Origin of the sequence: Lacticaseibacillus thailandensis DSM 22698 = JCM 13996 (genome assembly GCF_001436135.1) — a bacterium.
Lineage (GTDB): Bacteria > Bacillota > Bacilli > Lactobacillales > Lactobacillaceae > Lacticaseibacillus > Lacticaseibacillus thailandensis.
In genome coordinates, this window is record NZ_AYZK01000001.1 from 32,761 (window position 1) to 58,372 (window position 25,612).

The following is a 25,612-nucleotide window of genomic DNA, read 5'->3' on the forward strand; positions in this document are numbered from 1 at the left end:
GGGTGAGGATATAAATTATGGACGAGATCGGCCAAAAGCTGCGTGAAGCGCGTCTGGAAAAGGGCTACACACTTGACGATCTGCAGCAGATTACCAAGATTCAGAAACGCTACCTAATCGCGATTGAAGAGGGTCACTTTGATGCCCTGCCAGGGGACTTTTATGTGCGTGCTTTCATCAAGCAGTACGCGCAGGTAGTTGGCCTCGACGCGGAAGCGCTGATGGAGCAGTACCAGCAGGACATTCCGGAGGTTAAGCCCGAAAACGTGGTGCCGAACCCCGAAGATAGTCCGACGCGGACGGCCAATAAGCCGCAAAGTCGCGGGGCCCGGTTACGCCGGTTCCTGCCGCAGATTATTATCGCCCTGGTGGCGGTGGTCATCATTGCGGTTGTTTACGGCTCAACCATTATTTCACAACGGTCGAACGATTCTACGAGTGATATTCCGGTTTCAAAGTCTAGTACTAAGGACGACTCGGACAGCATTGCTTCGAGCAAGAAGAGTAGCCGGAAACAGGCTAGTCGCAAGCGTAGTGCGCAGAGCAGCAGCAAGCAGACCACCAGTAGTAGCTCCAGCAAAACCGTTGCTAAGGGTTCCAGTAAGCAACGGGCAACCAGTAGTGGCAGCAAGTTCAAAATCTCTAAGCCTAGCATCTCTGGTAGCACGCAGAACTTCACGTTGAGCCACTTTCCTAAGAGTGGTAACAAGGTTGTCCTGAAGGCTTCGTCTGGGTCTGCGTGGGTCAGCGTTAGCGTTGCTGGTACCACGACTTGGCAGGGGACGTTGGACTCTGGCAAATCGCACACGGTTCGCTTAGCTAGCGGGACGACGAGCTTCACGGTCAGCACCGGGAACGCGCCGGCCACGACGGTGAAGATCAACGGTAAGAAGGCTGCTATTAAGTCCAGCACGAGCGTTGTGCAGACATTGACCTTTGCACCGAAAAACAGTAGCGCAGAATAGTGAGTGATGGCGTGTGACGCCACGCCACGAATGGTCACGTACCGGCAGTGAGTCGGTACGTGACGTTCTGTTTTACGGCAAAAGCTAAATTTTGTTCTGGGAGGAATACTTGTGAACTTACCAAATAAATTAACCTTGATGCGGATCATCCTGATTCCCATCTTCACTTTGATCTTGGCATTAGGCTGGCCAGTGGGTACGGTGACTTGGCTGGGCACGAAGATTACCGTGAGTGCCATTGTAGCCATGATCATCTTCGTGGTGGCGTCGTTGACCGACTTTGCGGACGGGCAGATTGCGCGGCGCAATCACCTCGTGACTAACTTTGGTAAGTTCGCTGATCCGCTGGCTGACAAGCTGCTGGTCATCACGGCCTTCATCTTCCTGGCCGTCCAGGGTAGTGTACCGGCGTGGGCTGTAGCCATCATCTTGTGGCGGGAATTGGCCGTCACCGGCCTGCGTCTGTTGCTGTCCAACGAGGGTGAAGTTTTAGCCGCTGCTTGGCCGGGCAAAATTAAGACGACCACGCAGATGATCGCCATCATCCTGTTGTTGCTGAACAACGTCGGCTTTGCGACGCTAGGAATTCCGTTGGCCCAAATCTTCTTCTACGTGGCGGTCTTCTTCACCCTGTATTCTGGTATCGAGTACTTCTACAAGAACCGGAGCGTCTTTGCGGATAGCTTTTAATAACTGAATATGCATAATCCACGCCATCGTGGCGGCTACTTGGTGCCGTCACGATGGCGTCTTTGTCCCCATGAGTAGGTGCACCAAAAATTGCGGTCCGGTGTGCTAAACTAAAGAAAATTGCGGAATTACTATCCGAGGAGGTAACCATGAACGCAGAATTAATTGCTGTTGGTACGGAAATGTTATTAGGCCAAATTGTGAATACTAACGCAGCATACTTGGCCCGCACGTTGGCACACCTGGGCATTGGCAGTCGCTACCAGCAGGTGGTGGGTGATAACCAGGAACGGTTAGACGGGGCCATCAGCGTGGCTGAGCAGCGCAGTGACACCATTATCTTGATGGGTGGCCTGGGCCCGACGCCTGACGACTTAACCAAACAAACGTTGGCAGCCCATTTAGGGCGGGAGTTAGTGACCGACGCGGCGCACCACGAGAAGTTGGTGGAAATGGCCCGGCGTAAGCAGCAGCCGCTAACCCCGAACAACTTGGTGCAGGCCATGCTACCGGCGGGGGCCACGCCGTTAACGAACCATAACGGTTTGGCGGTCGGGGCCTTCATGGCAGCCAACAACCACCACTACATCTTATTGCCTGGGCCACCCCGTGAGTTCAAGATGATGGTCGATAAGGAATTGGTACCATTACTGGCTGGCCAGCAACACGAGACCCTCGCCAGCGAGACCATGCACTTCTTTGGCCTGGGCGAATCCGCGCTGGTGACGGAAATTGGCGACATTATTGCGGAACAGGGCAACCCCACTGTGGCCCCATACATTGGCAATTATGAAGTTGAGCTCCGATTGACCGCACGCGCGGTGGACGCTGACCAGGCCCAAGCGTTAATTAAACCGATGCGTAGCAACATTTTGCGCCGTATTGGGCAATACTATTACGGCAGCGGTGATGAGTCGCTGGCGGCGCACGTGGTGGCAGCGCTAGCCGCAGCCCACGCGACCATTACGGCGGCCGAGAGTTTGACCGCTGGTGCCTTTCAGGCGGCTCTGGGTGACGTGCCTGGGGCTTCAAAGGTGTTGAACGGCGGCTTTGTCACCTACGCCCCAGGAGCGAAGGAACAGCTCGTGAACGTACCTGGTAGCGTGATCGATCAACATGGCGTCGTTAGTGCAGCCACCGCTAAGGCGATGGCGACGGGCGCCCAACACGCACTCGGGGCTGATGTGGGTGTCGGGCTTACGGGCGTCGCGGGTCCCGAACAACTCGAAGGTCATCCGGCTGGGACTGTGTGGATCGGATTAGCCGTGGGCACACAGGTCAGTGCAACGGAATTTCACTTTCAGGGTAGCCGGAACGATGTGCGTGGACGTGCCGTGAAAACGGCCCTGCTAATGGTCCTGCAGGCGCTCCAAAAATAATTTGTTGGTAGGGGAACATTCGTTCGATTTTTGCTTGTAATTGGTGCAACTGACCGGTATGATGGTGGTAGTGATAAAAGCGAAACGAAGGAGGCCGTATTGTGGCTGATAAAGGCGAAACAAAGGAACAGGCGGCCCGTCAGGCAGCATTACAGACGGCGCTGAAAAAGATTGAAAAGAATTTTGGTAAGGGTTCGATTATGCGGATGGGTGATAAGTCTGATACCCGGATTTCCACCGTATCCACGGGCTCACTAGCCCTCGACAACGCCCTGGGTGTGGGCGGCTTTCCTCGTGGACGGATTATTGAAGTGTATGGCCCAGAAAGTTCTGGTAAGACGACCCTGGCACTGCACGCCGTTGCGGAAGTGCAAAAGCAGGGGGGCACGGCAGCTTACATTGACGCTGAAAACGCAATGGATCCGAAGTACGCGACGGCTTTGGGGGTCAACATCGATGACCTGCTATTGTCGCAGCCAGATACCGGTGAACAGGGACTAGAAATTGCGGACGCCCTAGTGTCCAGTGGTGCCATTGACATCCTGGTCATTGACTCCGTGGCGGCCCTGGTTCCACAAGCCGAAATTGACGGCGAAATGGGCGATGCCCATGTTGGGTTGCAAGCGCGGATGATGTCGCAAGCGTTGCGGAAGCTGTCCGGACAGATCAATAAGACCAAGACCATTGCCATCTTCATCAACCAGATTCGTGAGAAGGTCGGCGTGATGTTTGGTAACCCGGAAACCACGCCAGGTGGCCGGGCCCTGAAGTTTTACGCGACGGTGCGCTTGGAAGTCCGGCGCGCTGAACAGATCAAGGAAGACGGTGTCGTGATTGGTAACCGGACCAAGATCAAGGTCGTGAAGAACAAGGTGGCGCCGCCATTCCGGGTGGCTGAAGTGGACATCATGTATGGTCACGGCTTCTCGCAGACGGGTGAAATTGTCGACATGGCGGTCGATAAGGACATCATGCAAAAGAGTGGTTCGTGGTATAGTTACGGCGAGGACCGCATCGGTCAGGGCCGGGAGAAGACCAAAAACTACCTAGATGAGCACCCTGACGTCAAGGATGAGATTCGCCAAAAGGTACGTGCCGCCTACGATATGGACGGCACCGGTGAGAGTGTTGAGGAAGAGACCGAAGAGTTGGCCGGTACCAGTAAGGCCAAGAAAAAGGCGGCTGATCCTGAAACACTGGTCTAGTTTGAAAAATATTTGTTTAGACATGAAAAGCGTTGCTCGTGGAGCAACGCTTTTTTAGTGGCATAACACGCCATTGTGCTAGCAGAATATTTTTTTCTTGCTAGTCGGTGGGTGAAGTGTGGGCCTGATGTTATGCGCAAATAGTCGGATAATCAGCTTGGCGAAAGCGCTTTAATTACCGTGGTGGCGCGGTTGGAAAGTTGACACGATTATTAGACAAGGTTAAACTTAATAGCTGTAATAATCTTTAAAAATTTTAAACTAGCATCTGAAATTTGCACAATTATGATGATGCGGAGGTGAAAACGTGAGTTCAGTAACACTGATCGCGATAGCCCTCGCCGCAATCATCGCTTTAGCTATCGGTTTAGCTGCCGGTTATGCATTACGCAAGAACTGGTATGAAACCAAATTAGACCAAGCCACCGGTACGGCGACGGGGATTATCGCAGCTGCTAAGAAAGAAGCAGCTACCCTCAAGAAGGAAAAAGTGCTTGAGGCTAAGGAAGAAACTACCCGTTACCGGACCCAGGTTGAGGACGAATTAAAGGAACGGCGGAGTGAGGTCCAAAAATCCGAGAACCGCCTATTAACTCGTGAAGAAAGCCTGGATAAACGGGACGATACTTTGGACCGGAAGGAACAGAGTTTAACTGACCGTGACAACCATTTGAAGGAACGCGAACAACAGCTGAACGCTCGTGCTGCTAAACTCGATCATAGTGACGAGGAGCAGCGGGCGGAGTTGGAACGCATTGCTGGTTTGTCAGCCGACGAAGCGCGTGATGAAATTATTGCGCACACGAAGGAAGAATTGGCGCACGACCGTGCAGTCATGATTAAGGACAGTGAAGACGAGGCCAAGGCGACCGCTGACCGGACCGCCCATGCCATTATCGCTGATGCTATCCAGATGAGCGCTGCCGACGTGGTTTCTGATGCCACCGTGACGGTGGTCAACCTGCCTAATGATGACATGAAGGGCCGGATCATTGGCCGTGAAGGTCGTAACATCCGGACTCTGGAAACGTTGACGGGAATTGACATCATTATTGATGACACGCCAGAAACGGTGGTGCTGTCCGGCTTTGACCCGGTTCGCCGGGAAGTTGCCCGGTTGGCACTGGAGAAATTAATCAAGGATGGTCGGATTCATCCAGCTCGTATTGAAGAGATGGTGGATAAGGCCCGTAAGGAAATTGATGACCAGATTCGTGAATTTGGTGAACAAACTATCTTTGATCTGGGCATTCACAAGATGCATCCAGATTTGATTAAGATTCTCGGTCGGATGCATTATCGGACTAGTTATGGTCAAAACGTGCTGGATCACTCAATTCAAGTAGCCAAGTTGGCGGGAGCCATGGCGGCTGAATTGGGTCAGGACGAAGCTTTAGCGAAACGCGCGGGGTTATTACATGATATTGGGAAGGCGTTAGACCACGAGGTTGACGGTTCCCACGTTGAGATCGGCGTCGAAGTGGCTAAGAAGTACCATGAGCCGAAAGTCGTGATCAACACCATTGCTTCACATCACGGGGACACGGAGCCGACTAGCATCATTGCGGTGCTGGTGGCCGCGGCGGATGCCATTTCGGCAGCCCGTCCGGGTGCCCGGAGCGAATCACTTGAACACTACCTTCACCGGTTGGAGAAACTGGAGGAGATTGCCAACGGCTTTAAGGGCGTTGACCACAGTTACGCGATTCAAGCGGGCCGTGAGATTCGGGTCATCGTGTCACCAGACCAACTCAATGACGAACAGTCAGTGGTGTTGGCGCGTGATGTACGGAAGAAAATTGAAGATGAGCTTGAATATCCGGGTCACATTAAGGTTACGGTTATTCGGGAAAAGCGAACTGTTGAGTATGCTAAGTAAGGTCAATGGTTTGGGGAAGGACGTAGTTGCGGCTGCGCCCTTTTTTACGTTATGTGGGCTTTGTGGCAACTGAGCAAGGAGGTTATGGTGCGATGTGCGTCAGGTGTCGAACCTAGAACGGTCACGCATCAAACTGATTTTGTTCCATTTTGTGGTGACCCAATGAGATAATTCGTCCCACTCCCTCACCCGGTAATCTCGGCCTTAGGACCCATGCGCCCAACATGATGCCATGGCATAATGAACCCAACATCAAGTACAGTTTGGGGGTAGGCGTATGAACGAGCGTGAACGGATTATTGACCTGATTAAGCGCGGCGTCATTTCGAGTGCCGAAGGGTTAACGCTCCTTGAGGACATTGCTAACCAGGGTGGGCCCAAGGAACGCAATGGGCGTGCCATCATGGTTGATTGGCAACGGCGTGGCCTGACTACGGAAACTAAGGTGGCGCGAGTGCACCAGCATGATGCGCAAACGGTCCTGCGTGCGGAACAAACTTACCATATCGCCACTACTTCCACGGATGCCGATACCGATACGGTAGGCAAACGCCCCCTACGGTACTTATTTCGGCGTTCGGTCCGTAACGTGATTGATAATGTGGATTGGCATGACGTGACGCGGCGGTTGCCAGGCGGGCAAAGCCGGCGGGGCACCAAAACGTTCGACTTTGCTGACTGCGCGGCTAGTGTGGTGGCAGTAACCGTTGCCAGTGGCTCGGTGCGTTACCGGACCTGGAATAAAGCGGGTTTTCGTATCACGGCCAACGTACGGGTGTACGGGCGCAGTGATAGCGAGCCGGTGCGGGCCTTACTTGACCACAGTGTAATCCGGGCGGATGCCGATCAGCTGACGTTCAGTGTGGAGGATAAGCGGCTGACGGTCGATCTTGATGTACAGCTCCCTAGGCGCAGTTTTGACCACTTTGACACCCAGGTACTCAACGGTGACGTTGGTTTTGACGATGTGCACGGGCAGGACTTTTACGTGAAGTTAGCAAACGGTAATCTGCGGGCCCATACGCTCAGTGCCAGCATGTTTGAAGTGGAGAACGTGAACGGGGACGTCAGCCTGCGTGGATTACGGGCGCAGGATGCGGTGTTAAGCACTGTCAATGGTGATCTGACCGTCATGGGTACGGTGAACGCGTTGCATTTCCAGACGGTCAACGGGGTGGCCCGGGCCGACTTGCACGCGGCTGCCGAAACTATCGTGGGTGCTTCGGTCAACGGTAACGTATCCGTAAGCTTGCCCCGAACTGCGGCCTTGAGTGGTAACCTACAGACTAAGTTTGGACACGTGGTCGTGCAGGCCCACGGGGTGCCGGACGCCCAGCAGGCCCATCAGGTAGAGTTAAATCGGTCGGGGGAAAAGTCGGGTCGGTTGACTTTAACAACCGGTGCGGGCGATATATTATTGTTTGATAATTAAAGTGGAGGAAAAAGGTTCATGCCAATTATCGGCTGTCTTGCAGCAATTATTATCTTTGTCGTGGTGGCGGCTATTCTCAGCCTGTTTGCCAGTGTTGCCTGGTTCCTGGTCGAGTTTATTGGGCTACCGTTACTAGTGATCGTGCTGATCGTATGGCTGATCACGAGCATCAGTGGTGGGCACCGCCATGGAGGTGGTCCGCGCGGTGGTGGTAATTGGCGTGATGATTACTACGACAAGGCTCCACGCCGTGAAGTGCACAACCTCAACGATGATGATCACTAATTAAAATGACCCTGAGCAATCTGCAACTATGCGGATTACTCAGGGTCATTATTATTGCGGCATAAATTAGTTGGTGGCTTTACGCCGAGCGCCCTTGATGGCCGAGATGACCATGGGTATGAGTGACACCACGATGATGCCGATAACCACCAAGCTGAAATGTTCCTTAACAATAGGGTAGTTGCCAAACCAAAAGCCGGCGGCACAACACAAGGCCACCCAAGCAGCGCCGCCGAGGAAGTTGTACGGCAGGAAACGCCGGTAGGCCATGGTGGAGCTCCCCGCAACAAAGGGGATGAAGGTCCGAATAATCGGCATGAACCGCGCAATGGTAATGGTGAAACCACCCATGCGGTCGAAGAGCCCCTCGGCTTCGTGCAATTTCTCCTCATTGATGAACCGCCCGAAGAACTTGCTGTGTACGGCTGCCCGGCCCAGACGCTTGGCAACGTGGAAGTTGACGGAATCACCCAGCAGGCAAGCGGCGAGGAACAGGAACACGAACAACCAAATATTCAGGTGGTAGACCGAATTGGCGGCGAGTGCGCTTGCGGCGAAGAGCAACGAGTCCCCCGGTAGAAATGGTAGGATGATGGCGCCCGTTTCGATAAAGATGATGACGAACAGGATACCGTACGTCCAACCACCGAATTGGTTGACGATGTTCACCAAGTGGGCATCAATGTGGAGCACGAAATCGATTAAGGTTGACATTTTTTCCTCCCAGAATTGGTACTACCGTCTGATTGTACACGAAATATGGGGACTAAGTGGTTAAGTTTTGGTAAGAGCGCGGCAGGTGGCCGTAAACGGCGCCTAAGTGGTACTTACTTGCCAATGACAGCAGCAGAGTGCGGCGGTTGGCGCAAATCTGGGTGGATGGTCCGTAGTGCGGCATCCACAGCAATAGGAGCTTCCCCAAAGGCGTTGGCAATCAGCTTCACTTTGCCTGGGTACGTGACCACGTCACCGATGGCAAAGATACCGGGCCGAGAAGTTTGGTAAAGGCGGTCCACCGTTACCAGGTTGTGGTCTAAGGCCAGCTCCCACCGCCGCAGCTGCTTGTTGTCACTGGCAAAGCCGTAGTTAACCAGTAGGCGGTCGACGACAAGGTGTTCATGCTCGTCTCCGTGTACTGGACGCAGATCAACGGCCAGTTGGTCATTAGCGGTCAGGCTCAGGCCATCAATGACAAACGGTGTGTGGATGTGGACGCGACTTTGTTTAAGTTGTGCCACGCTGCTTTCCAGACCGCGAAATTGTTGCCGCCGGTGGATGAGGTGGACATCCTGTGCCCGGTCCACGAGGGTCAAGGCCCAGTCAATGGCCGAGTCACCGCCGCCAGCAATGGCAAGGGTTTGGCCGGTGAGTGCCGCCACATCACGGACGGTGTAGATAACGCGCTGGCCGTCCCACTCGGTGGGGTAGTCAACGGCCAGCCGTCGAGGAGCAAACGCCCCCCCACCAGTCGCGATGAGGACGGTCTGGGTAGCAATTGATCCCTGGTTAGTCTGGAGAATGTATCCATGCGGATTGGCTTTGGCCGCGGGAGTATTGGCATCCACTTGGAGCCAGTCGACGACAAGGTCGGTCCCGGTGGCTGGGTTGATGCTGTCGACGCGGGTATCCAGGCGAATCTCGGGCTGGAAGTGGTCCATTTGTTGGGCCAGCCGCTGAGTGAGGGCGACGCCGTTGACCCCGTCGATACCAGCGATATCATAAATCATTTTTTGCGGGTATTGGGTTGCGGGTTGGCCACCCAAGGCGGCGGTACTTTCCACCAGCAGGACGTCCGCGCCGCGCATGCCGGCGTAGAAGGCTGCAAACATACCGGCGGGGCCGCCACCCACAATGGTGATCTCGTATTGATGTAACATGAGCATTTTCCTTTCTATATACCTGACCAGTTTACACACTCTCATTGCCTCATGCCAACTTTCGGTTTATCCCAATGCAGTGATTGTGGCGCTGTACGCGTGACGCTTGTCCACCAGCCACCCCAACTTACGACCCATGGTACTGTGGACTAGTGTGAAACACAGTTTTCGGGTATGATTAACGGGCAACGGTGCGGCACACAGCCAACCGGGAAAGCAGGGGGATATTTTTAAATGACTCTACCACAATTAAACTTAGACAATTATCAGGGACCCATTGCAGAAATGACCACTAACTTCGGGGTGGTGCGCATTGCACTTTTTCCTGAGCAAGCACCTAAAACGGTGGCGAACTTCACGCAGTTGGCCGACCAGGGCTACTACAACGGATTGATTTTTCACTGGGTGATTCCTGATTTTATGGTGCAGGGTGGTGACCCAACCGGTACCGGTATGGGCGGTGAAAGTGTGTACGGTGCACCGTTTGCAGATGAGTTTAGTAATGAACTCTTCAACATTCGTGGGGCGTTGTCAATGGCTAATGCCGGGCCCAACACCAACGGCAGCCAATTCTTTATCGTCCAGAACCAGCACCTGGACCAGCAGTTTGCCAGCCAGATGCGGGCGGCTGGCTATCCGGAAGATATTGCACAGCGCTACCTTCAGGAAGGTGGGACGCCGTGGTTGGATCACCACCACACCGTCTTTGGTCAGGTGATGACCGGCATGGGTGTGATTGACAGCATTGCTGCCGTCAAGACTAACAACGCGGATAAACCACTGGAAGATGTCACTTTGGACCGCGTGGACATCATTAGGGCCGATTAATGGTTGCCATACACGAGAAAAGCCACCGCAATTACGCGGTGGCTTTTTGTACGGGTTGGTGCCCGGAAATTATTGCTGGTCGAGGTGGCGGAGCGCTTCACGCACCCAACCATCCAGCCGGTCGTCAATGGGCTTAAACCCGTTGTGCACCTTCCGACTAGTCCAGTAATGTTTACGGCGCCGGTGCTCGCTGAGCGGGCCCGGATTTTGTAATGCGCGCAGCGACAGGCTGATCTTACCGCTGTACTCATCGATGTCTAGAATAATGACTTCTAGTTGTTCACCAATGTGAAACATGTCATCCAGGCCCTTCACGAAGCCGTGGCGACATTCGGAAATGTGGATCAGTCCCTGTGTGTGTGGGTCGAGCGCAATAAATACGCCGTACGCTTGAATACCGGTAACCTTACCCGTGACGATATCGCCAATTCGATAGTCCATAGGTTACACTTCATTTCCTGATTATTCCGTATCAGTATAACCTACAACGGTAGTAAAAGCATAGTCATCACCTGATAAAATCTTTGGGTTAAGCATCATCACGGGCGGTAAACCGGGCCTGCTGGTGTTGCGGGTGTTCAATTTCATCCATGAGGGCTAGGGCTAAGTTACCAGTAGTCAGGTGGGACCGGCCCTGAGTGTCGACGAGCAAAGTATCCTTGCCCGCTACGTACTTAGTGGCCGGCCCTGGCTCAAAGGTCATGGCGGGGGAAATTCCGACCCAATCAACATTGTCGACGTGACGCAAGAAGTCCAACTCGGCAGCTTGCTGGCGTGGCGTGTTGATGATCCCCGCGAGCTCCGGATTTTGTTCCATGCGGTTGAGCACGGTCCCGCCGTCAGGATGCTGCAGACTACCAGCACCCAAAATAAAGGCGACCCGCGTGGTGGTGATGTTCCGTAGCTGCGCCACTAAGTGTGTAGCCAGGTCGACGTGCAGATAGGCGTGGTCAGGGCTGGTGCTAAAGGCGTCGATAATCACGTCAAAACGGGTAAGTACCGGTGCCATGAGGGTAAAGGCGTCAGCTTTGACAATCCGGGCGTTAGTGTTGTCACCCAGGACGGTGGCCCGTTCCGGGTGACGGACGAACCCAGTGACCTCGTGGCCGCGACGTTCGGCCTCGTGGACTAGTGCGGTACCAGCGTGACCGGTGGCACCAATAATAGCAATACGCATAGTAATGAATCTCCCTTCGAGAAACTTTTTGACCAAAATGTGGGTTAGGGGGCTGGACAACTGCGCAACGACCCCGTATAATCTATTTTGTTGCTTAGATGGCCCGTTGGTCAAGTGGTTAAGACACCGCCCTTTCACGGCGGTAACATGGGTTCAAATCCCGTACGGGTCATGATGCCATCTTAGCTCAGTCGGTAGAGCATCTCCCTCGTAAAGAGAAGGTCGCTGGTTCGATTCCAGTAGATGGCATTTTGGGAGTTTTCCTCAGTTACATTGAAGGGCAAAAGGCTGATTTAACAGCGTTTTGCCCTTTTTGTTTTACCCTCAATTACCCCCAATTCAAAGCAACTGATACCAAATTGATACCAAAAAAGCATGAAGACTAAGTGGAGCGAAACTTTACTGGATGCGTGCGGTTTGAGTCGGCGTTCATGATTCATTGTGCCTTTCCGAGTGGTACTGATCGGTCGTGACGTAGTGCCGGGTAGTGGATAGTTAATAGCAAACTCCGGAGCAAGTTTCAGGGCAAATGGTGACGACGGGTCCGCACAGCTCGTCAGGTGAGCAGCCAATGAGCGTTTATGAGCAGGGAGCGGAGGGTACTTAATATAGTGAGACCACTGTCATTGGGATTACGTGTTTACCACTCGTTAGCAATTGTTCGCCCATGCTAGACGCACGACCAGGTATCGCCCGTGTGCCGGCATGTGCCAGTTATTCTATACATTGAATATACATAACTACGCAATGTAAATGTCGCTAGCCATTAACACTTAGCTAACGTTAATTTAACCCAATTTCATCACTAACTCACGGTGCTCTCCTAAAACACTGTAAGATGTAATATTTATTTGTGTGCATTTTTATAAGAGTATAAAATGTTTTCATTCGCTATCTGAATTTAAAGCCGGCTGCAGCCGGAGCACTAAGTATTGGAGGAATCACACCTTGAGCAAAAGCAAGCGAGATGTTGACCATGCTTTCTTTGGTCAACCGCGTGGCTTGGCCACGCTAACATTTACCGAATTCTGGGAACGATTCAGTTATTACGGGATGCGTGCCATCCTGCTGTACTACATGATTGCTTCTTTGGAACACGGCGGTTTAGCCATGAACGCCGTTCTGGCCGCTTCCATTGTGTCGATCTATGGCTCCCTGGTGTACATGAGTAGTGTACTGGGTGGCTTTGTGGCTGACCGCATTTGGGGTGGCCATCGGACCGTGTTCATTGGTGGTATTTTCATCATGTTTGGGCACATTGCCCTGGCGGTGCCCGCGGGGGTACCGGCGCTGATCATCGCCATTATCCTGATCGTGATCGGGACGGGGATGTTGAAACCCAACATTTCCGAAATGGTCGGTGGCCTCTATAGCAAGGACGATATGCGCCGTGATAGTGGTTTTAGCCTGCTGGTCATGGGGATCAACCTGGGGAGCTTCCTCTCACCGATCATAGTCGGTTGGCTCGGACAGGAAGTTAATTACCACTTGGGCTTTTCCATTGCGGCCTTTGGGATGTTCTTGGGCCTGATCATCTACATTATTGATGGTAACAAGTATCTTAACAAAGAAGACTTTCAAGCACCCGACCCGATCACGCGTGCAGAAATGCGGCCACTAGTGTGGAAAATTGTGGGTATCGTGGTAGCGCTGGTTGTCATTCTTGTCGTCATGGGACTGACGGGGACGCTGACTGGTAACGGGGTGGTCAACCTGATCACGCTGATTGCCATCCTGATTCCTATTTGGTACTTTATCACCATCATCCGTAGCCCTAAGGTGACGAAGGTTGAACGTTCCCGGGTGGTTTCGTACATTCCGTTGTTCATCGCGGCTGTCTTCTTCTGGGCCATTGAGGAACAGGGTTCCACGGTCTTGGCACTATTTGCCCAGAACCAGACCCAACTGACGCTGGGTGGCTTTCATATTCCGGCTAGCTGGTTCCAGAGCCTGAACCCGCTGTTCATCGTGCTGTACACGCCGTTCTTTGCTTGGTTGTGGGTGCACATGGGTAAAAAGCAGCCCAGCAGCCCGAAAAAGTACGTGTATGGGCTGGTCTTTGCTGGCCTGAGCTACTTTGCGATGATGCTGCCTGTCGGTTTGTTCGGGACCCACGTGCGGGTATCACCGTTGTGGTTGGTGCTGTCTTGGGCCATCGTCGAAATCGCCGAAATGCTGATTTCACCGGTTGGCTTGTCCGTGACGACTAAGTTAGCGCCGAAAGCCTTCAAGTCACAGATGATGAGTATGTGGTTCTTGGCCGATTCAGCCGCCCAGGCAATTAACGCGCAAGTCGTAAAGCTGTACACGGGGCACACCGAATTCTGGTACTTTGCCGGTATCGGGATTGCCTCAATCGTGTTGGCGGTTCTCTTGTTGTTCATCACGCCGCGGGTTGAGCGGTTAATGGCCGGGGTCAACTAGGCACAACTGGTTAGTAATCAATTGGTCAACTTAACGCAAAGTTAGTCTGGTCGGGCATCCACACGTGGATGCCCGATTTTTTTGGCCGACGGATATCAGGAGATGATTGGACACAGCTACTGGCTGGCGGTGTTCGATAACGTTGAGGGCATTCGCTATTGGTCTGCTGTGCTCACGTGATTGTGGCGTTGGATAAGGGTGGCACGGCTTTGACCAAACGTTTAATATTGGGTTTGTGAAAGCGTATAATTACTTCCGTGAGCAATTATTGATTAGGGTAGGGTGAGGCGCGTGCGTATCGCGATTAGTTCTGACAACCATCTTGATATTAATCACGTCAACGCTGAAGACATCTTGGGTCCCCAGGCGCGGTATTTACGTGAGCTTGGCGTAGCTTTATACGTGAATACGGGTGATACATACAACGATTTTCGGAAAACGCGAAAATATTTTCATGCTTTACAGGAGGTCTTGGGCCCCAGCACTGACGTGCGTTTTTTGGCGGGGAACCATGACATGCTGCGCGGGGCAAATTATGCCACTATTCAGGGACTGCAGGATCCACTCTACCTGCACGAGCGGTCCTTTGTCCCGCCCGCGTCTCCAGAAACGGTCATCGTGGGGAACAATGGTTGGTATGACTACAGCTTCGTGGGGACTACCGCTACGGACAACCCGGATTACTACTGGCACTGGAAAAAGGCATTTTGGGTCGACAGCACCATTGACCAACCCGGCAGTGACCAGGAGCGCATGCAGCGGGAGTTGGAATACATGCGTATTTTCCTACGGGCTCATGCCCACACCGGCCAAAAGATTCTGTTTGTGAGTCACTTTGTGCCCGAAGTGCAGCTGTTACCACCGGCCATGTTACAGGATCCCCGCGGGGCCAAGTTGGCCGCGATGTTAGGGAGCCAGCGTATGGGCGACTTGTTGCAAGAGTTTCATGTGGACGCGGCCGCTTATGGGCACTGGCACCGCCGGGATCAACCCCGCACGGTGGGGACAACTACCTTTTATCACTGCCCAGTAGGCTACGGAACGCAGCGTCGTGCTGAATGGACATCGCCATATTTTATGACCGAGTGGCGTAATACGCTCACAGTGATTGATTTGTAGGGGCTAAAGGTTAAGATTGCCTGGTGCGGCCACAAAAATGCGTATTGGCGTTGACACTGCCTTAAGGAATTCGTTAGAATGTTTTTGTTCCTTGTTAAGTTGTTAATTTGTTAGTTGCATAGATGTTTGGGGGATTAGCGAAGTGGCTAAACGCGACGGTCTGTAAAACCGTTCCTTCGGGTTCCTAGGTTCGAATCCTAGATCCCCCATGACGACGTTGAGCGCCGGTACGCGACCATGTATCGGCGCTTTCGGCCCCTGTGCCGCGGCTTGACCGCGTCGTTAAGAAGGTGACGGCGTCATGAAACTATCACAGTTGCAACAATGTTTAGAAACATGTGACGTTAGTGTAATTTTTCGCCCGGGGGTCTGTAACATTGCTGTAACCTGGCCGCGTTATGATGGCCATAATCGTTAAAGAGTAAATATTGTTTTTTAAAAGTTGTACAAGTATCTAGGAGGACATAATTTATGACAAAAAGTCACAGCGTCAAGAAGAACTTGCTCTCAGTTGCCACCCTTAGCGCACTGGGTCTCACTGCCTTTGGTGCCGCCAACGTTGGTAAGACCGAGCACGTTTCCGCTGCCACTGACAAAACGTACACGGTCAAGAGTGGTGACACCCTGGGCCAAATTGCGGCTAGTCAGCACACCACGGTGAAGAAGTTGGCCGATGCGAACAAGATTGCTAACCCTAACTTCATCCTTACGGGACAGTCATTACAGTTGGCGTCAGCCGCAACAACCGTGACGGACACGGCAGCTAAAGGTACATATACGGTTAAAGCCGGGGATACTTTGTCCGCCATTGCACGGGCTAATGGTGTGAGTGTTGCGCAGTTGGTCGCAGCTAACCACATTAGCAATCCGAACTTCATTTTGGTGGGTCAGCAATTGCAACTGGCTGCTACGAGTACGGCGGCTAGTTCCGCTAGCTCCGCGACCAGCAGTGCTGCTTCTAGTGCGACTAGTGTTGCGCCAAGCAGTGCGGCTTCTGCGGTTACCAGTAGTGCTGCACCAAGCAGCGCCACGCCAAGTAGCGCTACAACTAACGATGTGGTAGCTTCATCCGCCACTGCTTCTAGTGCAGCGGCTTCTAGCGCCGCGGCAGGTTCTGCTGCCGCATCCGTCGCTGCTGCCAGCTCCGCTGCCGCTTCATCAGCTGCAGCTAGTCAGGCTGCTGCGACGACGCCATCTTCTGCTGCCACTAGCAGCGCCGCTACTACCCAGGTAGCTACTAGTTCCGCTGCTTCTTCTGCCGCACCGACCAGCACGGCTGCAAAGCAGACTGCGGCAACGACCACGGCTACCACAACAGCAACTACGACCAGTTCTTCTAGTCGTGCTGCTAAGGTTCAGGCTGTGATCAACGTGGCCGAGCAGGAATTGGGTGTACCATACGTTTGGGGTGGCAAGTCACCAGCAGGCTTTGACTGCTCTGGCCTGGTTTACTACGCCTTTGAACATGGTGCTGGTATCAACGTCGGCAGTTACACTGTTGCCCAGGAAGGTGCCGGTACGCGGGTATCACTTAGTCAGTTACAGCCAGGGGACATCGTCTTCTGGGGTGCCGCTGGTGCTACTTACCATGATGCCATTTACATTGGCAACAACCAGTACATTGCTGCGCCGCAAACTGGTGATGTCGTTAAGATTCAGACGATCAGCAGTTACTTCCAGCCAAGCTTTGGTGTTCACGTTAACATGTAATTTCTGTACGTTACGTACGCAAAGGGTACGCTTTCTTCGCGAAAGTGTACCCTTTTTGGTATGGTCGGCATATGCGTATCAGTGTGGTGGTGTGAATCATTGCAATCGGTGCACCGAGCGTTGACAGCGGGGTGGGTTTTCGCTAATCTAAGAATAATTGGTCTAGGCATGGTTGCCTGGGTGGGAGGAATTGCAATATGCAGATTGGGTTTATAGGCGTGGGTAACATGGCCCGCGCAATTATTGATGGTTTGTTAGCTACCAAGGCGGTGGCAGGCACCGACCTACACGTACATAGCGGACACCTTGAACATTATCAGGCGTACGCAGACAAGATTGGCGCGCATATCGCGCCTGATAACGCGACCGTAGTGGCCGACAGCGACGTGGTTTTTCTCGCAGTTAAACCGCAGATCACGCCTGACGTTTTGACGGAAATCAGTGGCACGTTTGCCAGCAGGCCGGCATACTTAGTTTCTATGGTTTCAGGGTTTGACCTAGCCGCGCTAGGGGCGCACCTCACGGCTAGTCAACCAATTTTGCGGATCATGCCGAACCTGAACGTAGCGATCGCTGCGGGCATGACGGCGTACGCACCTAATGCGGCTGCCAGCGTGGATGACCAGACTAAGGCGGTGATTGGGCTACTCGCACAGATTGGCGGCACCGTCGCTTTGCCAGAGGCCGATTTTGCGACCTTCGTGGGCCTGGCGGGATCATCACCAGCCTTTGTGTACCAGTTTATTGACGCGATGGCCAGTGTGGGCGTAAAGTACGGCCTGAGTAAAAAAGTGGCGGTCCAAATCGCCGCACAGGCGGTTGCTGGTAGTGCCCAGCTGGTCTTGAATCGTGATGCATCACCAGCAGATTTGGCGGACGCGGTAGCCAGCCCTGGCGGCACCACTATTCGCGGCATGCTGGCCATGCAGGCAGCGGGCTTCCAGAACGCCGTTGTGGCGGGTTTGGATGCAACGATTGCGATGGACAAAGGCGAATAGGAGTTTAGGTAATGCAGTCACCAGTTTATATTCAGATTCATAACCGGATCAAAAAAGACATTGAAAATGGTCGTTGGCAGGTTGGCGACCGGATTCCCGCCGAGCGGGAATTAGCCGTCACGTTTTCGGTTTCCCGGATGACTTTGCGACAGGCCGTGCAGACCCTAGTCGACGAGGGTATCCTCGAGCGGCGTGTGGGGGCGGGCACGTTTGTTGCCAGTCAGAAGGTGCAGGAGCGGATGAGCGGTGTCACCGGATTTACTGACATTATGTTGGCCCAGGGCAAGCGTCCCTCCAGCCGGACGGTCAGTTATCACATCACTAACCCGTCACTGTCGGAAGTTGAACAGTTACACCTACAGGATGGGCAGCAAGTTCTCCGTATGGAACGGGTACGGTACGGCGACGAGGTCCCCATTTGTTTTGAGGTCGCGGCCGTGCCGGTCGACCTGGTGCAGAACTTCAACAAATCGGAAATTACGCGGTCTTTATACCACGTCTTAGAAGCCAAAGGCGGCTACAAGTTGGGCGGGGCCCAACAGAAAGTGTCCGCGGTTGTCGCTAGCGAGCGCATTGCTAAGTATCTAGACGTTAAGCGTGGGGATGCTATCCTGCGTTTACGCCAGGTATCATTTCTGGCGGATGGGCGCCCGTTTGAATACGTGCGGACCCAGTATGTTGGCAGTCGGTTTGAGTTCGTTTTGGACCGTAAGTAATACAGCAAACGCCAAAAACGCCCTGACCAGTTGGTCAGGGCGTTCCTGTTCTATTTGGTGCGTGACCGGTTAGGCAGTAGCGTCAGCAGTCCAGATATCCTGACTGGTGGTGTCAATCATGCGGGCGGAGACGGGGGTGGCATACTGCTTGACCCCGTCCCGGTAAAACTGATCGGCGTCAATCAGGGCGGTCATGAACTTCTGGGCAACGTCCGGGGTGAGGTCACCGGAGTAAGCGGACAACCGCAACGTCTTGGTCTTGTTGGCCGCGGTTTTAAAGGTTAACGATAGACTACGCATGCATTATTCCTCCTGTTATTGGGTGGGCTGGTCGGTGGTTTGGTCATCGCCTTGGGTGGCAGGGGCGTCCGCGGTAATGGCGGATTCGACGGTGGTGCTGATATCGGTTAAATCCAGGTCGGGGTACAGCGTGGCAAAGGCGGTGCCTAGCGTGCTGAGTGCAGCCGTGTCGGCGTTCTCGGCCAGGTAGTCGATACGATGGCTAATGGGTTTGGCTTCAGCGTCCTGGGGGTTGGTGAACGTGAAAGTCACGCTCGCATTACTAAAAGTTTGTGGCATGTTTGGTACTCCTTTGTTGTTAGTAACGGGGGCTAACCACTGCCATTTCGGGGTGGTTGCTAATCCCGTGATTTTTTTGTAAGCGCTGGCCAGCTCCTTACGCCACTATAAATGTCGAGGCCGCCGGAAGTGTGCGCGTTGCAAAAAAAGTACTCCATGTTAGAATAGTGCAGTATGTCTGTCTTTAAGGAATTGATAAATCAAGGCAGTGTGAATTCCAAAGTGCCACGAGTGGTCTATACTGGCGACCGTGAGTACATATCTGATATTTGTGGGGGTAACTGGTAGTGATTGAAGCAAAGGCGCCGGGTAAGCTGTACATTGCGGGGGAATACGCAGTGGTGGAAACGGGTCATCCGGCCATCGTCGTAGCCATTAACCAGTTTGTAACCGTGTCAGTTAGCGCGACTACGGGTTACGGGAGTATCGTATCGAAACAGTACCAAGAAAATTCAATTTATTGGCAGCGGGTTGGCGACGAAATCGTCTTCGATGACCGTGATAACCCGTTCCATTACATCCTGTCGGCCATTCGGTTGACGGAAAAATACGCCCGCGAGATGGGGCACCCGTTGGCGCTGTACGACCTGAAAGTTGATTCGGACCTTGATTCTGAGGACGGCAAAAAGTATGGTTTGGGTAGCTCTGCGGCCGTGACCGTGGCAACCGTGAAGGCGTTGAACGAGTTTTACGGCTTGCATATGACGGCAGATCAGTTATACAAGCTCTCAGCCATTGCGCACCTGGATGTGCAGGGTAACGGGTCACTAGGCGACATCGCTGCCTCCGTGTATGGTGGCTGGGTTGCGTACCGTTCTTTCGATAAGCAGTGGCTGGCTGCCGCGCGTAGGCAGCACACAATCACGGAGTTGTTGAATCGGGATTGGCCGCAGCTGGATATTGAGTTGTTGACGGCGCCAGCGAACATGGAGCTGTTGATTGGCTGGACGGGTTCGCCCGCCTCGACGGCCCACCTGGTTGACCGCATCGCGGACTCGCAGACCACGACCAATAAGGAAACGGATTACCAAAATTTCTTGCATCAAAGTGATGCCATTCTGGAACGGATTATTGCGGGTTTTCGTGCTGGTGATTTGGAAGCAATTCAGCAGGGTATCCGTGATAATCAGGATGCGTTGAACTACCTGACCCAGTTCTCTGGGGTCGAAATTGAGACGCCGGCGTTACTACAGCTGCGCAAAATTGCTGAGCAGTACGGGGGGGCAGCAAAGTCCTCCGGTGCTGGTGGTGGTGATTGCGGAATTGCGTTAATTGACCGCGCTGCGGACGTAAAGCCGCTGTTAGCGGCCTGGACGGCTGTGGGCATTGAACCCTTGCCGTTGTCGGTCCACGAATCAGATCCGCACCAAGTTGCGCAACACAGTGTGCGTTAAGGTGATATTTGGTTAGTCGTGCTCATCAGGAGCGCGACTTTTTTTCTGAATCCACCATAAATTCCTACGTCAATCAAGGCGAGGGGCGATGGACGTGATGGCGCACCATCTATGCGTTGCTGGCTGTATGGCGGGGCCTACATGTGGGATGAAAGCCATGAAACCTAGGTCGTGGTGGTGATGATTTGTTGAAGGACCTTGTTTTCATCTGGGTCAATCGAGTATGATTAAATTATCAAATCGTTTTCATCATGGCGTACATAAGGAGAGTAGACATGCAAAAAGTTCGTAAAGCAATTATTCCGGCAGCGGGTCTGGGCACACGGTTTCTGCCGGCAACCAAGGCATTAGCCAAGGAAATGCTGCCCATTGTGGACAAGCCAACCATTCAGTTTATCGTCGAAGAGGCTAAGGCTTCTGGTATTGAGGATATTCTGATTGTTGAAGGCAAGCAGAAGCGGTCCATTGAAGACCACTTCGACTCCGCTCCAGAACTGGAACAGAACTTGGCTGCTAAGCACAAGGATCGTCTGCTGGAGATGGTGAAGTCCACCACGGACATTGGGGTTAACTTGTTCTTTGTCCGTCAGCCTTACCCGAACGGCTTGGGTGACGCTGTGCGTTTGGCCAAGTCCTTTGTTGCGGATGAACCCTTTGTCGTTATGCTCGGTGATGACCTGATGGACGACAAGGTGCCGTTGACCAAGCAGTTGATCAACGAGTACGAAACCACCCACAGTTCCATTCTGGCCGTTAAGCGGGTGCCGCACGAAGAGGTTTCTGCCTATGGTGTGATCGACCCGAGTGATGAAGTCAAGCCGGGGCTGTTCAATGTCAGCCGGTTCGTGGAGAAGCCGGCCGTTGAGGATGCACCGAGTGACTTGGCCATTATTGGTCGTTACCTACTGACACCAGAAATTTTTGGCATCCTGGACAACCTCAAGCCTGGTAAGGGTGGCGAAATTCAGCTGACTGATGCCATCGACAAGCTGAACGAGACACAGCGGGTCTTTGCCCACGAATTTACCGGTGACCGGTACGATGTGGGTAACAAGTTTGGTTTCGTCCAGACGACCATTGAGTACGGTTTGACCCACCCCGAAGTGAAGGACAAACTGCGTCCTTACCTGGAAGCGCTGGGCAAGCGGCTGGTAGCTGAAGACCAGGGCAACAAGGGTACTAAGAAGTAAGTTTGATGATAAGTTAAAAGCCGCAACGTCCTGCACTCTTTTGGGTGAAAGGCGGTGCGGCTTTTTGTATGCCCAGGCGTTCAGAAATTGGTGGGTAACGGATATCAGCAGTGCAGGCTGTGCTTGGCTGCGTAAGAGCAATTGGTGACAGCGATACTTTTGTTGCGTACAGCGCGACGAAGAAAGGTGGCATCCTGCGGTTAGGGCTCAGCAACTGTGCTCAGCGGCCCCGATTTGGTTAGTGAAACCGTTAAATTCACGTGTGTCCATGGTCGTGCGGCCCGCATTCTGCTAACCTTATACAGGAAACGAGGTAAGGACGATGGTAGGATTTTTCAAACGGCTCTACCGCCGTTTAGTCCAATTGTTATGGGTGCTCATGGTTGTGGCGCTGGTGTATAGCCTGTGGGCTCGGGACGTGGTGCCGAAAGCCTGGCACGGATTTTGCGACCCGGTCGCGTTTGTGGTGATCTGTTTATTTACGGTCAGCGTTGGGGTCTGGATCTTCTGGCACCATTTTCGCTTCCGGGACATCACCATGGCGCGGGTTGACGCCATGGACGGCCTGGAATTCGAAAATTTTTGTGCGTACCTATTGAAGCGTAACGGCTACAGTCGCATTCAGCAAACCAAGAGCAGTGGTGACCAGGGGGTGGACGTCATTGCTACCAAGAAGGGCATCAAGTTTGGGGTGCAGTGCAAACGGTACAACGGCTTTGTTGGTAATCACGCCGTACAGGAGGTTTGGAGCGGCAAGGAGTACTACCAGTTGGACCAGGCAGTGGTCCTAACGAACAGCACGTTCTCTGACGCGGCCAACGACTTGGCGACCCAGCTCGGTGTGACCCTAATTGATCGTGAAGGTTTACGTAAAATGATGAAACGCCTGCCCAGCTAGTGTAAGACGATGGCGTGGTCGGCAAAGGCAAAGCCGAATACTGGTACGGTCTGGTCCCCTTGTTGTGCGTACACCATCCGGCGCCGCATTGCGGGGTCGTGGGTTAACATAATGAGTTCCCAGCGTTTGAGTGCGTGAGCAGGTGCAGGCGCGGTCGTTAAGACGATGCGGTCCGGTTGGTCGGGGTCAATTGGGGCGACGCCGGTCACGCGCAGGGGCTGATCGTCAGTGCGTAACCAAACGGGGCTATTTTTGTCGACGTCGGCCATGAGGGCTAATAAGTCGATGACTCGCATGGTGGTTTCCTCCTGAGTAGAACCTTAAGGCTTTGCTAAGGTGCAGCCTGTAGGGTTCATTGTTTGCTAAAATGGTATGCACGTCAATATTATAAGTAAAAACGAATAAGAGTGAATGGTGGGAGACAATGACAGAAGTTGTAATTGCGGGCGCGGTGCGTACGCCCATTGGTAAAATTGGTGGGGCCCTGGCCAGCAAGAGCGCCGTTGAGTTAGGCGTGATTGCGGCCCAGGCAGCGATGCAACGGGCCGGCGTGCAACCGGAACAGGTCCAGCGGGCCATTTTCGGTAACGTGTACCAGGCCAATGGTGGTCAAAACGTGGCTCGCCAGATTGCATTAAACAGCGGGCTGCCCGAGCGGAGTACTGCCATGACCGTTAACGAAGTGTGTGGGTCGGGTCTGCAGGCAATTCATCTCGGCTTTGCGGCGATCCAGATGGGCGAGGCGGACGTTGTATTAGTTGGTGGCACCGAAAGCATGAGTAACGTCCCGTTTTACCTGCCGCAAATGCGCTGGGGTCATGTGTTGGGTGATGGCCAACTGACGGACGGGTTACTCAAAGACGGCCTGTTGGACGCCTTTTCCGGTCAGCATATGGGCATCACCGCGGAGAACGTCGCCGCTCAGTACCACGTCAGTCGTGAGCAACAGGACGAGTTCGCCCTCAAATCACATCAAAAGGCGGTGGCCGCACAAGCCGCGGGTCGCTTTGATGCTGAGATTATTCCCGTGACCGTGCACCAGAAGCAGGGTGACGTGGTGGTGGCCCAGGACCAGGCACCACGGCCTGACACCAGTCTAGCGAAGTTAGCCCACCTGCGTCCAGCATTCAAGCAGGGCGGTACCGTAACAGCGGGTAATGCTAGTGGCTTGAATGACGGGGCCTCGGCCATGTTGTTGATGAGCAAAGCGACGGCGCAACGCCTAGGTGTTGCTTATCAGGCGATTATTGATGACTTTGCCGAAGTCGGTGTGGACCCACAACTAATGGGTTACGCGCCAAAGTACGTGGTGGAACAGCTGGTGCAGCGTGCAGGTGTGGCGGTGAACGACATTGACCGCTACGAAATTAACGAAGCCTTTGCGGCCCAGAGCGTGGCTGTGGTGCGCGATTTGGGCGTGGATGCTGATCGGGTCAACGTGAATGGTGGCGCGGTGGCGCTCGGCCACCCGCTGGGCGACTCAGGAGCCCGCATCGTCACAACCCTTATTTACGCGTTGCAGCAGGCTACTAAGACTACGGGTATTGCGGCGCTCTGTATTGGCGGCGGCCTCGGCCTGGGCTTGCGCCTGCACCGTGAGGTTGACTAATGCGGAAGTTCTATCAGTTGACCCGTGCAGAACGGGTCCAGGCATTGGTTGACGCGGGACTATTGAGTACCGCAGACGCACACTTATTATTGGCGGATGCGCCGTTACCCCAGGCAACGGCTGAACACCTGACTGAAAACCAGATTGGGCAGTTTCCTCTGCCCATGGGGTTAGTGCGCGGGCTACGCGTCAACGGGTTGACGCACGACGTTGCCCTCGTCGGCGAGGAGCCGAGCGTTGTGGCGGCCGCGAACAACGGGGCCCGCATGGCCCGGGCTGGTGGTGGTGTGACGGTGCAGGTACCACCGCACCGCGTGGCGGCTGAGGTGGTCTTTGCGGATCTGGCCGAGCCTGAAGCGGCGGTGCGGCTCATTGAGGCGCAGGTCGCAGATATCAAGGCTGCAGCGGCTGCGGCCCATCCGTCCATTGTCCGGCGGGGTGGTGGCTTGCAGGCTGTGCACGTACAGCAGCGCCAACAGTTCGTCAAGGTAACGTTGGTAGTCGATCCTCAGCAAGCCATGGGCGCTAACATTGTTAATACGATTGCAGAGCGGGTCGGTAGGTTACTCGGCAGTTGGTTACACCAGCCCCCGCTGATCAGTATTTTGAGCAACTACAGCGATGATGCTGTGATTGCCACGGTGGCCATTCCGGTCAACGCGGTGGCGACGCGGCACGCTGACGGCGCTACGGTCGCGCGGCTGATTGCCCGCACCAGCGACTTTGCCATGATCGATATCGACCGGGCGACCACCAATAATAAGGGTGTTATGAACGGTATTGCGGCGGCGACCATTGCGCTGGGTAACGATTATCGCGCGGTTGAAGCCGGTGCGCACGCCTACGCCGCACGTTCAGGCCGCTACCTGCCGTTGACGCAGTGGCGGGTTGCAGATGATACGCTGCACGGCAAAATCGCGGTGCCGTTACAGTTAGGCGTGGTTGGCGGTGCCGTCGGCGCGTTACACCGGGCCGGTTTGGCTCAGCGCTTGGCGGGAATCAAGACGGTCGCCGACGCCCAGGCATTGCTTGCTGCTTTAGGGTTGGTACAAAATCTCGCTGCCGTTCGTGCACTGGTGGGTCCGGGTATTCAGGCTGGCCACATGCACTTGCAGGCTGGTGCCCTGGCCGTAGCGGCGGGCGCCACCGGGGACGAGGTAGCGCGCTTGACGCAGCAATTACAGGCGGGTGACAAGACGCTGGCGCGGGCCCAACACTTGTTGGCGCTGATGCGACAGGAGCGGCACTAAAGTAGGGT

At 54.0% G+C, this 25,612-nt stretch carries 25 protein-coding genes and 3 tRNA genes; 21 read left to right on the forward strand and 7 right to left on the reverse strand.

Annotation, left to right across the window (positions count from 1 at the left end; translation table 11 throughout):
* The first annotated feature begins 17 nt into the window (after positions 1-17).
* The 7 genes from FD19_RS00155 (at position 18) to FD19_RS00185 (ending at position 7,835) form a co-directional block, all read left to right on the forward strand.
* Positions 18-965 (forward strand): helix-turn-helix domain-containing protein, encoded by a 948-nt coding sequence (locus FD19_RS00155; protein WP_054749154.1) that lies wholly within the window; start codon positions 18-20, stop codon positions 963-965.
* Positions 966-1,076: 111 nt separating this feature from the next.
* A complete protein-coding gene (gene pgsA / locus FD19_RS00160) occupies positions 1,077-1,655 on the forward strand; it encodes a CDP-diacylglycerol--glycerol-3-phosphate 3-phosphatidyltransferase (protein WP_056968833.1) in 579 nt (192 codons plus the stop codon).
* 149 nt (positions 1,656-1,804) lie between these two features.
* Positions 1,805-3,034, forward strand: a complete 1,230-nt coding sequence (locus tag FD19_RS00165; RefSeq protein WP_056968834.1) for a competence/damage-inducible protein A — start codon at positions 1,805-1,807, stop codon at positions 3,032-3,034.
* 101 nt (positions 3,035-3,135) lie between these two features.
* Positions 3,136-4,239 carry a recombinase RecA gene (recA, locus tag FD19_RS00170; protein ID WP_054749155.1) on the forward strand — a complete coding sequence of 368 codons (1,104 nt, stop codon included), beginning with the start codon at positions 3,136-3,138 and terminating at the stop codon, positions 4,237-4,239.
* 307 nt (positions 4,240-4,546) lie between these two features.
* Complete coding sequence (rny, locus tag FD19_RS00175; RefSeq protein ID WP_056968835.1) at positions 4,547-6,118, forward strand: ribonuclease Y; 1,572 nt, start codon at positions 4,547-4,549, stop codon at positions 6,116-6,118.
* Positions 6,119-6,395: 277 nt separating this feature from the next.
* Positions 6,396-7,550, forward strand: coding sequence for a DUF4097 family beta strand repeat-containing protein (locus FD19_RS00180; protein WP_054749156.1), 1,155 nt, complete (start codon positions 6,396-6,398; stop codon positions 7,548-7,550).
* Positions 7,551-7,568: 18 nt separating this feature from the next.
* Positions 7,569-7,835 carry a hypothetical protein gene (locus tag FD19_RS00185; RefSeq protein WP_054749157.1) on the forward strand — a complete coding sequence of 89 codons (267 nt, stop codon included), beginning with the start codon at positions 7,569-7,571 and terminating at the stop codon, positions 7,833-7,835.
* A gap of 66 nt (positions 7,836-7,901) precedes the next feature.
* Here FD19_RS00185 and FD19_RS00190 read toward each other — a convergent pair whose 3' ends face one another.
* On the reverse strand, positions 7,902-8,549 hold the full coding sequence (locus FD19_RS00190; protein ID WP_054749158.1) for a VTT domain-containing protein: 648 nt from the start codon (positions 8,547-8,549) through the stop codon (positions 7,902-7,904).
* Positions 8,550-8,662: 113 nt separating this feature from the next.
* The gene (locus FD19_RS00195; protein WP_056968836.1) at positions 8,663-9,718 is read right to left on the reverse strand and encodes an NAD(P)/FAD-dependent oxidoreductase; all 1,056 of its coding nucleotides are present in this window, start codon (positions 9,716-9,718) and stop codon (positions 8,663-8,665) included.
* A gap of 228 nt (positions 9,719-9,946) precedes the next feature.
* Between FD19_RS00195 and FD19_RS00200 the strand changes: the two genes are divergently transcribed.
* Positions 9,947-10,540 carry a peptidylprolyl isomerase gene (locus FD19_RS00200; RefSeq protein ID WP_056968837.1) on the forward strand — a complete coding sequence of 198 codons (594 nt, stop codon included), beginning with the start codon at positions 9,947-9,949 and terminating at the stop codon, positions 10,538-10,540.
* Positions 10,541-10,609: 69 nt separating this feature from the next.
* Here FD19_RS00200 and FD19_RS00205 read toward each other — a convergent pair whose 3' ends face one another.
* Positions 10,610-10,981 carry a CvfD/Ygs/GSP13 family RNA-binding post-transcriptional regulator gene (locus FD19_RS00205; RefSeq protein WP_056968838.1) on the reverse strand — a complete coding sequence of 124 codons (372 nt, stop codon included), beginning with the start codon at positions 10,979-10,981 and terminating at the stop codon, positions 10,610-10,612.
* Positions 10,982-11,069: 88 nt separating this feature from the next.
* Positions 11,070-11,717 (reverse strand): NAD(P)H-binding protein, encoded by a 648-nt coding sequence (locus tag FD19_RS00210; RefSeq protein WP_056968839.1) that lies wholly within the window; start codon positions 11,715-11,717, stop codon positions 11,070-11,072.
* A gap of 100 nt (positions 11,718-11,817) precedes the next feature.
* Between FD19_RS00210 and FD19_RS00215 the strand changes: the two genes are divergently transcribed.
* The 8 genes from FD19_RS00215 (at position 11,818) to FD19_RS00250 (ending at position 18,684) form a co-directional block, all read left to right on the forward strand.
* Positions 11,818-11,889 (forward strand) — tRNA-Glu (locus FD19_RS00215).
* A gap of 4 nt (positions 11,890-11,893) precedes the next feature.
* Positions 11,894-11,966 (forward strand) — tRNA-Thr (locus tag FD19_RS00220).
* 699 nt (positions 11,967-12,665) lie between these two features.
* Positions 12,666-14,141, forward strand: a complete 1,476-nt coding sequence (locus FD19_RS00225; protein ID WP_054749160.1) for a peptide MFS transporter — start codon at positions 12,666-12,668, stop codon at positions 14,139-14,141.
* A 291-nt stretch (positions 14,142-14,432) separates the two neighbouring features.
* On the forward strand, positions 14,433-15,260 hold the full coding sequence (locus FD19_RS00230) for a metallophosphoesterase (protein WP_056968840.1): 828 nt from the start codon (positions 14,433-14,435) through the stop codon (positions 15,258-15,260).
* 128 nt (positions 15,261-15,388) lie between these two features.
* Positions 15,389-15,469, forward strand: a tRNA-Tyr gene (locus FD19_RS00235).
* 262 nt (positions 15,470-15,731) lie between these two features.
* On the forward strand, positions 15,732-16,970 hold the full coding sequence (locus tag FD19_RS00240; RefSeq protein WP_056968841.1) for a C40 family peptidase: 1,239 nt from the start codon (positions 15,732-15,734) through the stop codon (positions 16,968-16,970).
* 197 nt (positions 16,971-17,167) lie between these two features.
* The gene (gene proC / locus FD19_RS00245) at positions 17,168-17,968 is read left to right on the forward strand and encodes a pyrroline-5-carboxylate reductase (protein WP_056968842.1); all 801 of its coding nucleotides are present in this window, start codon (positions 17,168-17,170) and stop codon (positions 17,966-17,968) included.
* Positions 17,969-17,979: 11 nt separating this feature from the next.
* Complete coding sequence (locus tag FD19_RS00250) at positions 17,980-18,684, forward strand: GntR family transcriptional regulator (protein ID WP_056968843.1); 705 nt, start codon at positions 17,980-17,982, stop codon at positions 18,682-18,684.
* A 69-nt stretch (positions 18,685-18,753) separates the two neighbouring features.
* On the opposite strand, the gene FD19_RS00255 is transcribed toward FD19_RS00250, so the two are convergent.
* Both FD19_RS00255 and FD19_RS00260 read right to left on the reverse strand, forming a co-directional pair.
* Positions 18,754-18,984 (reverse strand): DUF2922 domain-containing protein, encoded by a 231-nt coding sequence (locus tag FD19_RS00255; protein ID WP_054749165.1) that lies wholly within the window; start codon positions 18,982-18,984, stop codon positions 18,754-18,756.
* Between the two features lie 15 nt (positions 18,985-18,999).
* On the reverse strand, positions 19,000-19,263 hold the full coding sequence (locus FD19_RS00260) for a hypothetical protein (protein ID WP_054749166.1): 264 nt from the start codon (positions 19,261-19,263) through the stop codon (positions 19,000-19,002).
* A 287-nt stretch (positions 19,264-19,550) separates the two neighbouring features.
* Between FD19_RS00260 and FD19_RS00265 the strand changes: the two genes are divergently transcribed.
* The 3 genes from FD19_RS00265 (at position 19,551) to FD19_RS00275 (ending at position 22,745) form a co-directional block, all read left to right on the forward strand.
* Positions 19,551-20,657, forward strand: a complete 1,107-nt coding sequence (locus FD19_RS00265) for a phosphomevalonate kinase (RefSeq protein WP_054749167.1) — start codon at positions 19,551-19,553, stop codon at positions 20,655-20,657.
* 275 nt (positions 20,658-20,932) lie between these two features.
* Positions 20,933-21,847 carry a UTP--glucose-1-phosphate uridylyltransferase GalU gene (galU, locus tag FD19_RS00270; RefSeq protein WP_054749168.1) on the forward strand — a complete coding sequence of 305 codons (915 nt, stop codon included), beginning with the start codon at positions 20,933-20,935 and terminating at the stop codon, positions 21,845-21,847.
* A gap of 322 nt (positions 21,848-22,169) precedes the next feature.
* A complete protein-coding gene (locus FD19_RS00275) occupies positions 22,170-22,745 on the forward strand; it encodes a restriction endonuclease (protein ID WP_056968844.1) in 576 nt (191 codons plus the stop codon).
* Here FD19_RS00275 and FD19_RS00280 read toward each other — a convergent pair.
* Positions 22,742-23,041: a hypothetical protein gene (locus tag FD19_RS00280; protein ID WP_056968845.1), complete on the reverse strand. Its 300-nt coding sequence runs from the start codon at positions 23,039-23,041 to the stop codon at positions 22,742-22,744. The two genes, FD19_RS00275 and FD19_RS00280, sit on opposite strands and share 4 nt — an antisense overlap.
* A 128-nt stretch (positions 23,042-23,169) precedes the next feature.
* Between FD19_RS00280 and FD19_RS00285 the strand changes: the two genes are divergently transcribed.
* Positions 23,170-24,354: a thiolase family protein gene (locus tag FD19_RS00285; RefSeq protein ID WP_056968846.1), complete on the forward strand. Its 1,185-nt coding sequence runs from the start codon at positions 23,170-23,172 to the stop codon at positions 24,352-24,354.
* Positions 24,354-25,604 (forward strand): hypothetical protein, encoded by a 1,251-nt coding sequence (locus FD19_RS00290; RefSeq protein WP_056968847.1) that lies wholly within the window; start codon positions 24,354-24,356, stop codon positions 25,602-25,604. The genes FD19_RS00285 and FD19_RS00290 overlap by 1 nt, the downstream gene beginning before the upstream one ends.
* Positions 25,605-25,612 lie beyond the last annotated feature (8 nt).

Excerpts from the sequence above, each read along its gene's own strand:
- FD19_RS00165 (WP_056968834.1), top strand. The coding sequence starts at position 1,805 with ATGAACGCAGAATTAATTGCTGTTGGTACGGAAATGTTATTAGGCCAA.
- FD19_RS00200 (WP_056968837.1), top strand. The coding sequence starts at position 9,947 with ATGACTCTACCACAATTAAACTTAGACAATTATCAGGGACCCATTGCA.
- FD19_RS00240 (WP_056968841.1), top strand. The coding sequence starts at position 15,732 with ATGACAAAAAGTCACAGCGTCAAGAAGAACTTGCTCTCAGTTGCCACC.
- FD19_RS00260 (WP_054749166.1), bottom strand. The coding sequence starts at position 19,263 with ATGCCACAAACTTTTAGTAATGCGAGCGTGACTTTCACGTTCACCAAC.
- FD19_RS00155 (WP_054749154.1), top strand. The coding sequence starts at position 18 with ATGGACGAGATCGGCCAAAAGCTGCGTGAAGCGCGTCTGGAAAAGGGC.
- FD19_RS00255 (WP_054749165.1), bottom strand. The coding sequence starts at position 18,984 with ATGCGTAGTCTATCGTTAACCTTTAAAACCGCGGCCAACAAGACCAAG.
- FD19_RS00275 (WP_056968844.1), top strand. The coding sequence starts at position 22,170 with ATGGTAGGATTTTTCAAACGGCTCTACCGCCGTTTAGTCCAATTGTTA.
- FD19_RS00210 (WP_056968839.1), bottom strand. The coding sequence starts at position 11,717 with ATGCGTATTGCTATTATTGGTGCCACCGGTCACGCTGGTACCGCACTA.
- FD19_RS00195 (WP_056968836.1), bottom strand. The coding sequence starts at position 9,718 with ATGCTCATGTTACATCAATACGAGATCACCATTGTGGGTGGCGGCCCC.
- FD19_RS00180 (WP_054749156.1), top strand. The coding sequence starts at position 6,396 with ATGAACGAGCGTGAACGGATTATTGACCTGATTAAGCGCGGCGTCATT.
- FD19_RS00250 (WP_056968843.1), top strand. The coding sequence starts at position 17,980 with ATGCAGTCACCAGTTTATATTCAGATTCATAACCGGATCAAAAAAGAC.
- FD19_RS00205 (WP_056968838.1), bottom strand. The coding sequence starts at position 10,981 with ATGGACTATCGAATTGGCGATATCGTCACGGGTAAGGTTACCGGTATT.
- FD19_RS00290 (WP_056968847.1), top strand. The coding sequence starts at position 24,354 with ATGCGGAAGTTCTATCAGTTGACCCGTGCAGAACGGGTCCAGGCATTG.
- FD19_RS00190 (WP_054749158.1), bottom strand. The coding sequence starts at position 8,549 with ATGTCAACCTTAATCGATTTCGTGCTCCACATTGATGCCCACTTGGTG.
- FD19_RS00280 (WP_056968845.1), bottom strand. The coding sequence starts at position 23,041 with ATGCGAGTCATCGACTTATTAGCCCTCATGGCCGACGTCGACAAAAAT.
- FD19_RS00285 (WP_056968846.1), top strand. The coding sequence starts at position 23,170 with ATGACAGAAGTTGTAATTGCGGGCGCGGTGCGTACGCCCATTGGTAAA.
- galU (WP_054749168.1), top strand. The coding sequence starts at position 20,933 with ATGCAAAAAGTTCGTAAAGCAATTATTCCGGCAGCGGGTCTGGGCACA.
- proC (WP_056968842.1), top strand. The coding sequence starts at position 17,168 with ATGCAGATTGGGTTTATAGGCGTGGGTAACATGGCCCGCGCAATTATT.
- FD19_RS00185 (WP_054749157.1), top strand. The coding sequence starts at position 7,569 with ATGCCAATTATCGGCTGTCTTGCAGCAATTATTATCTTTGTCGTGGTG.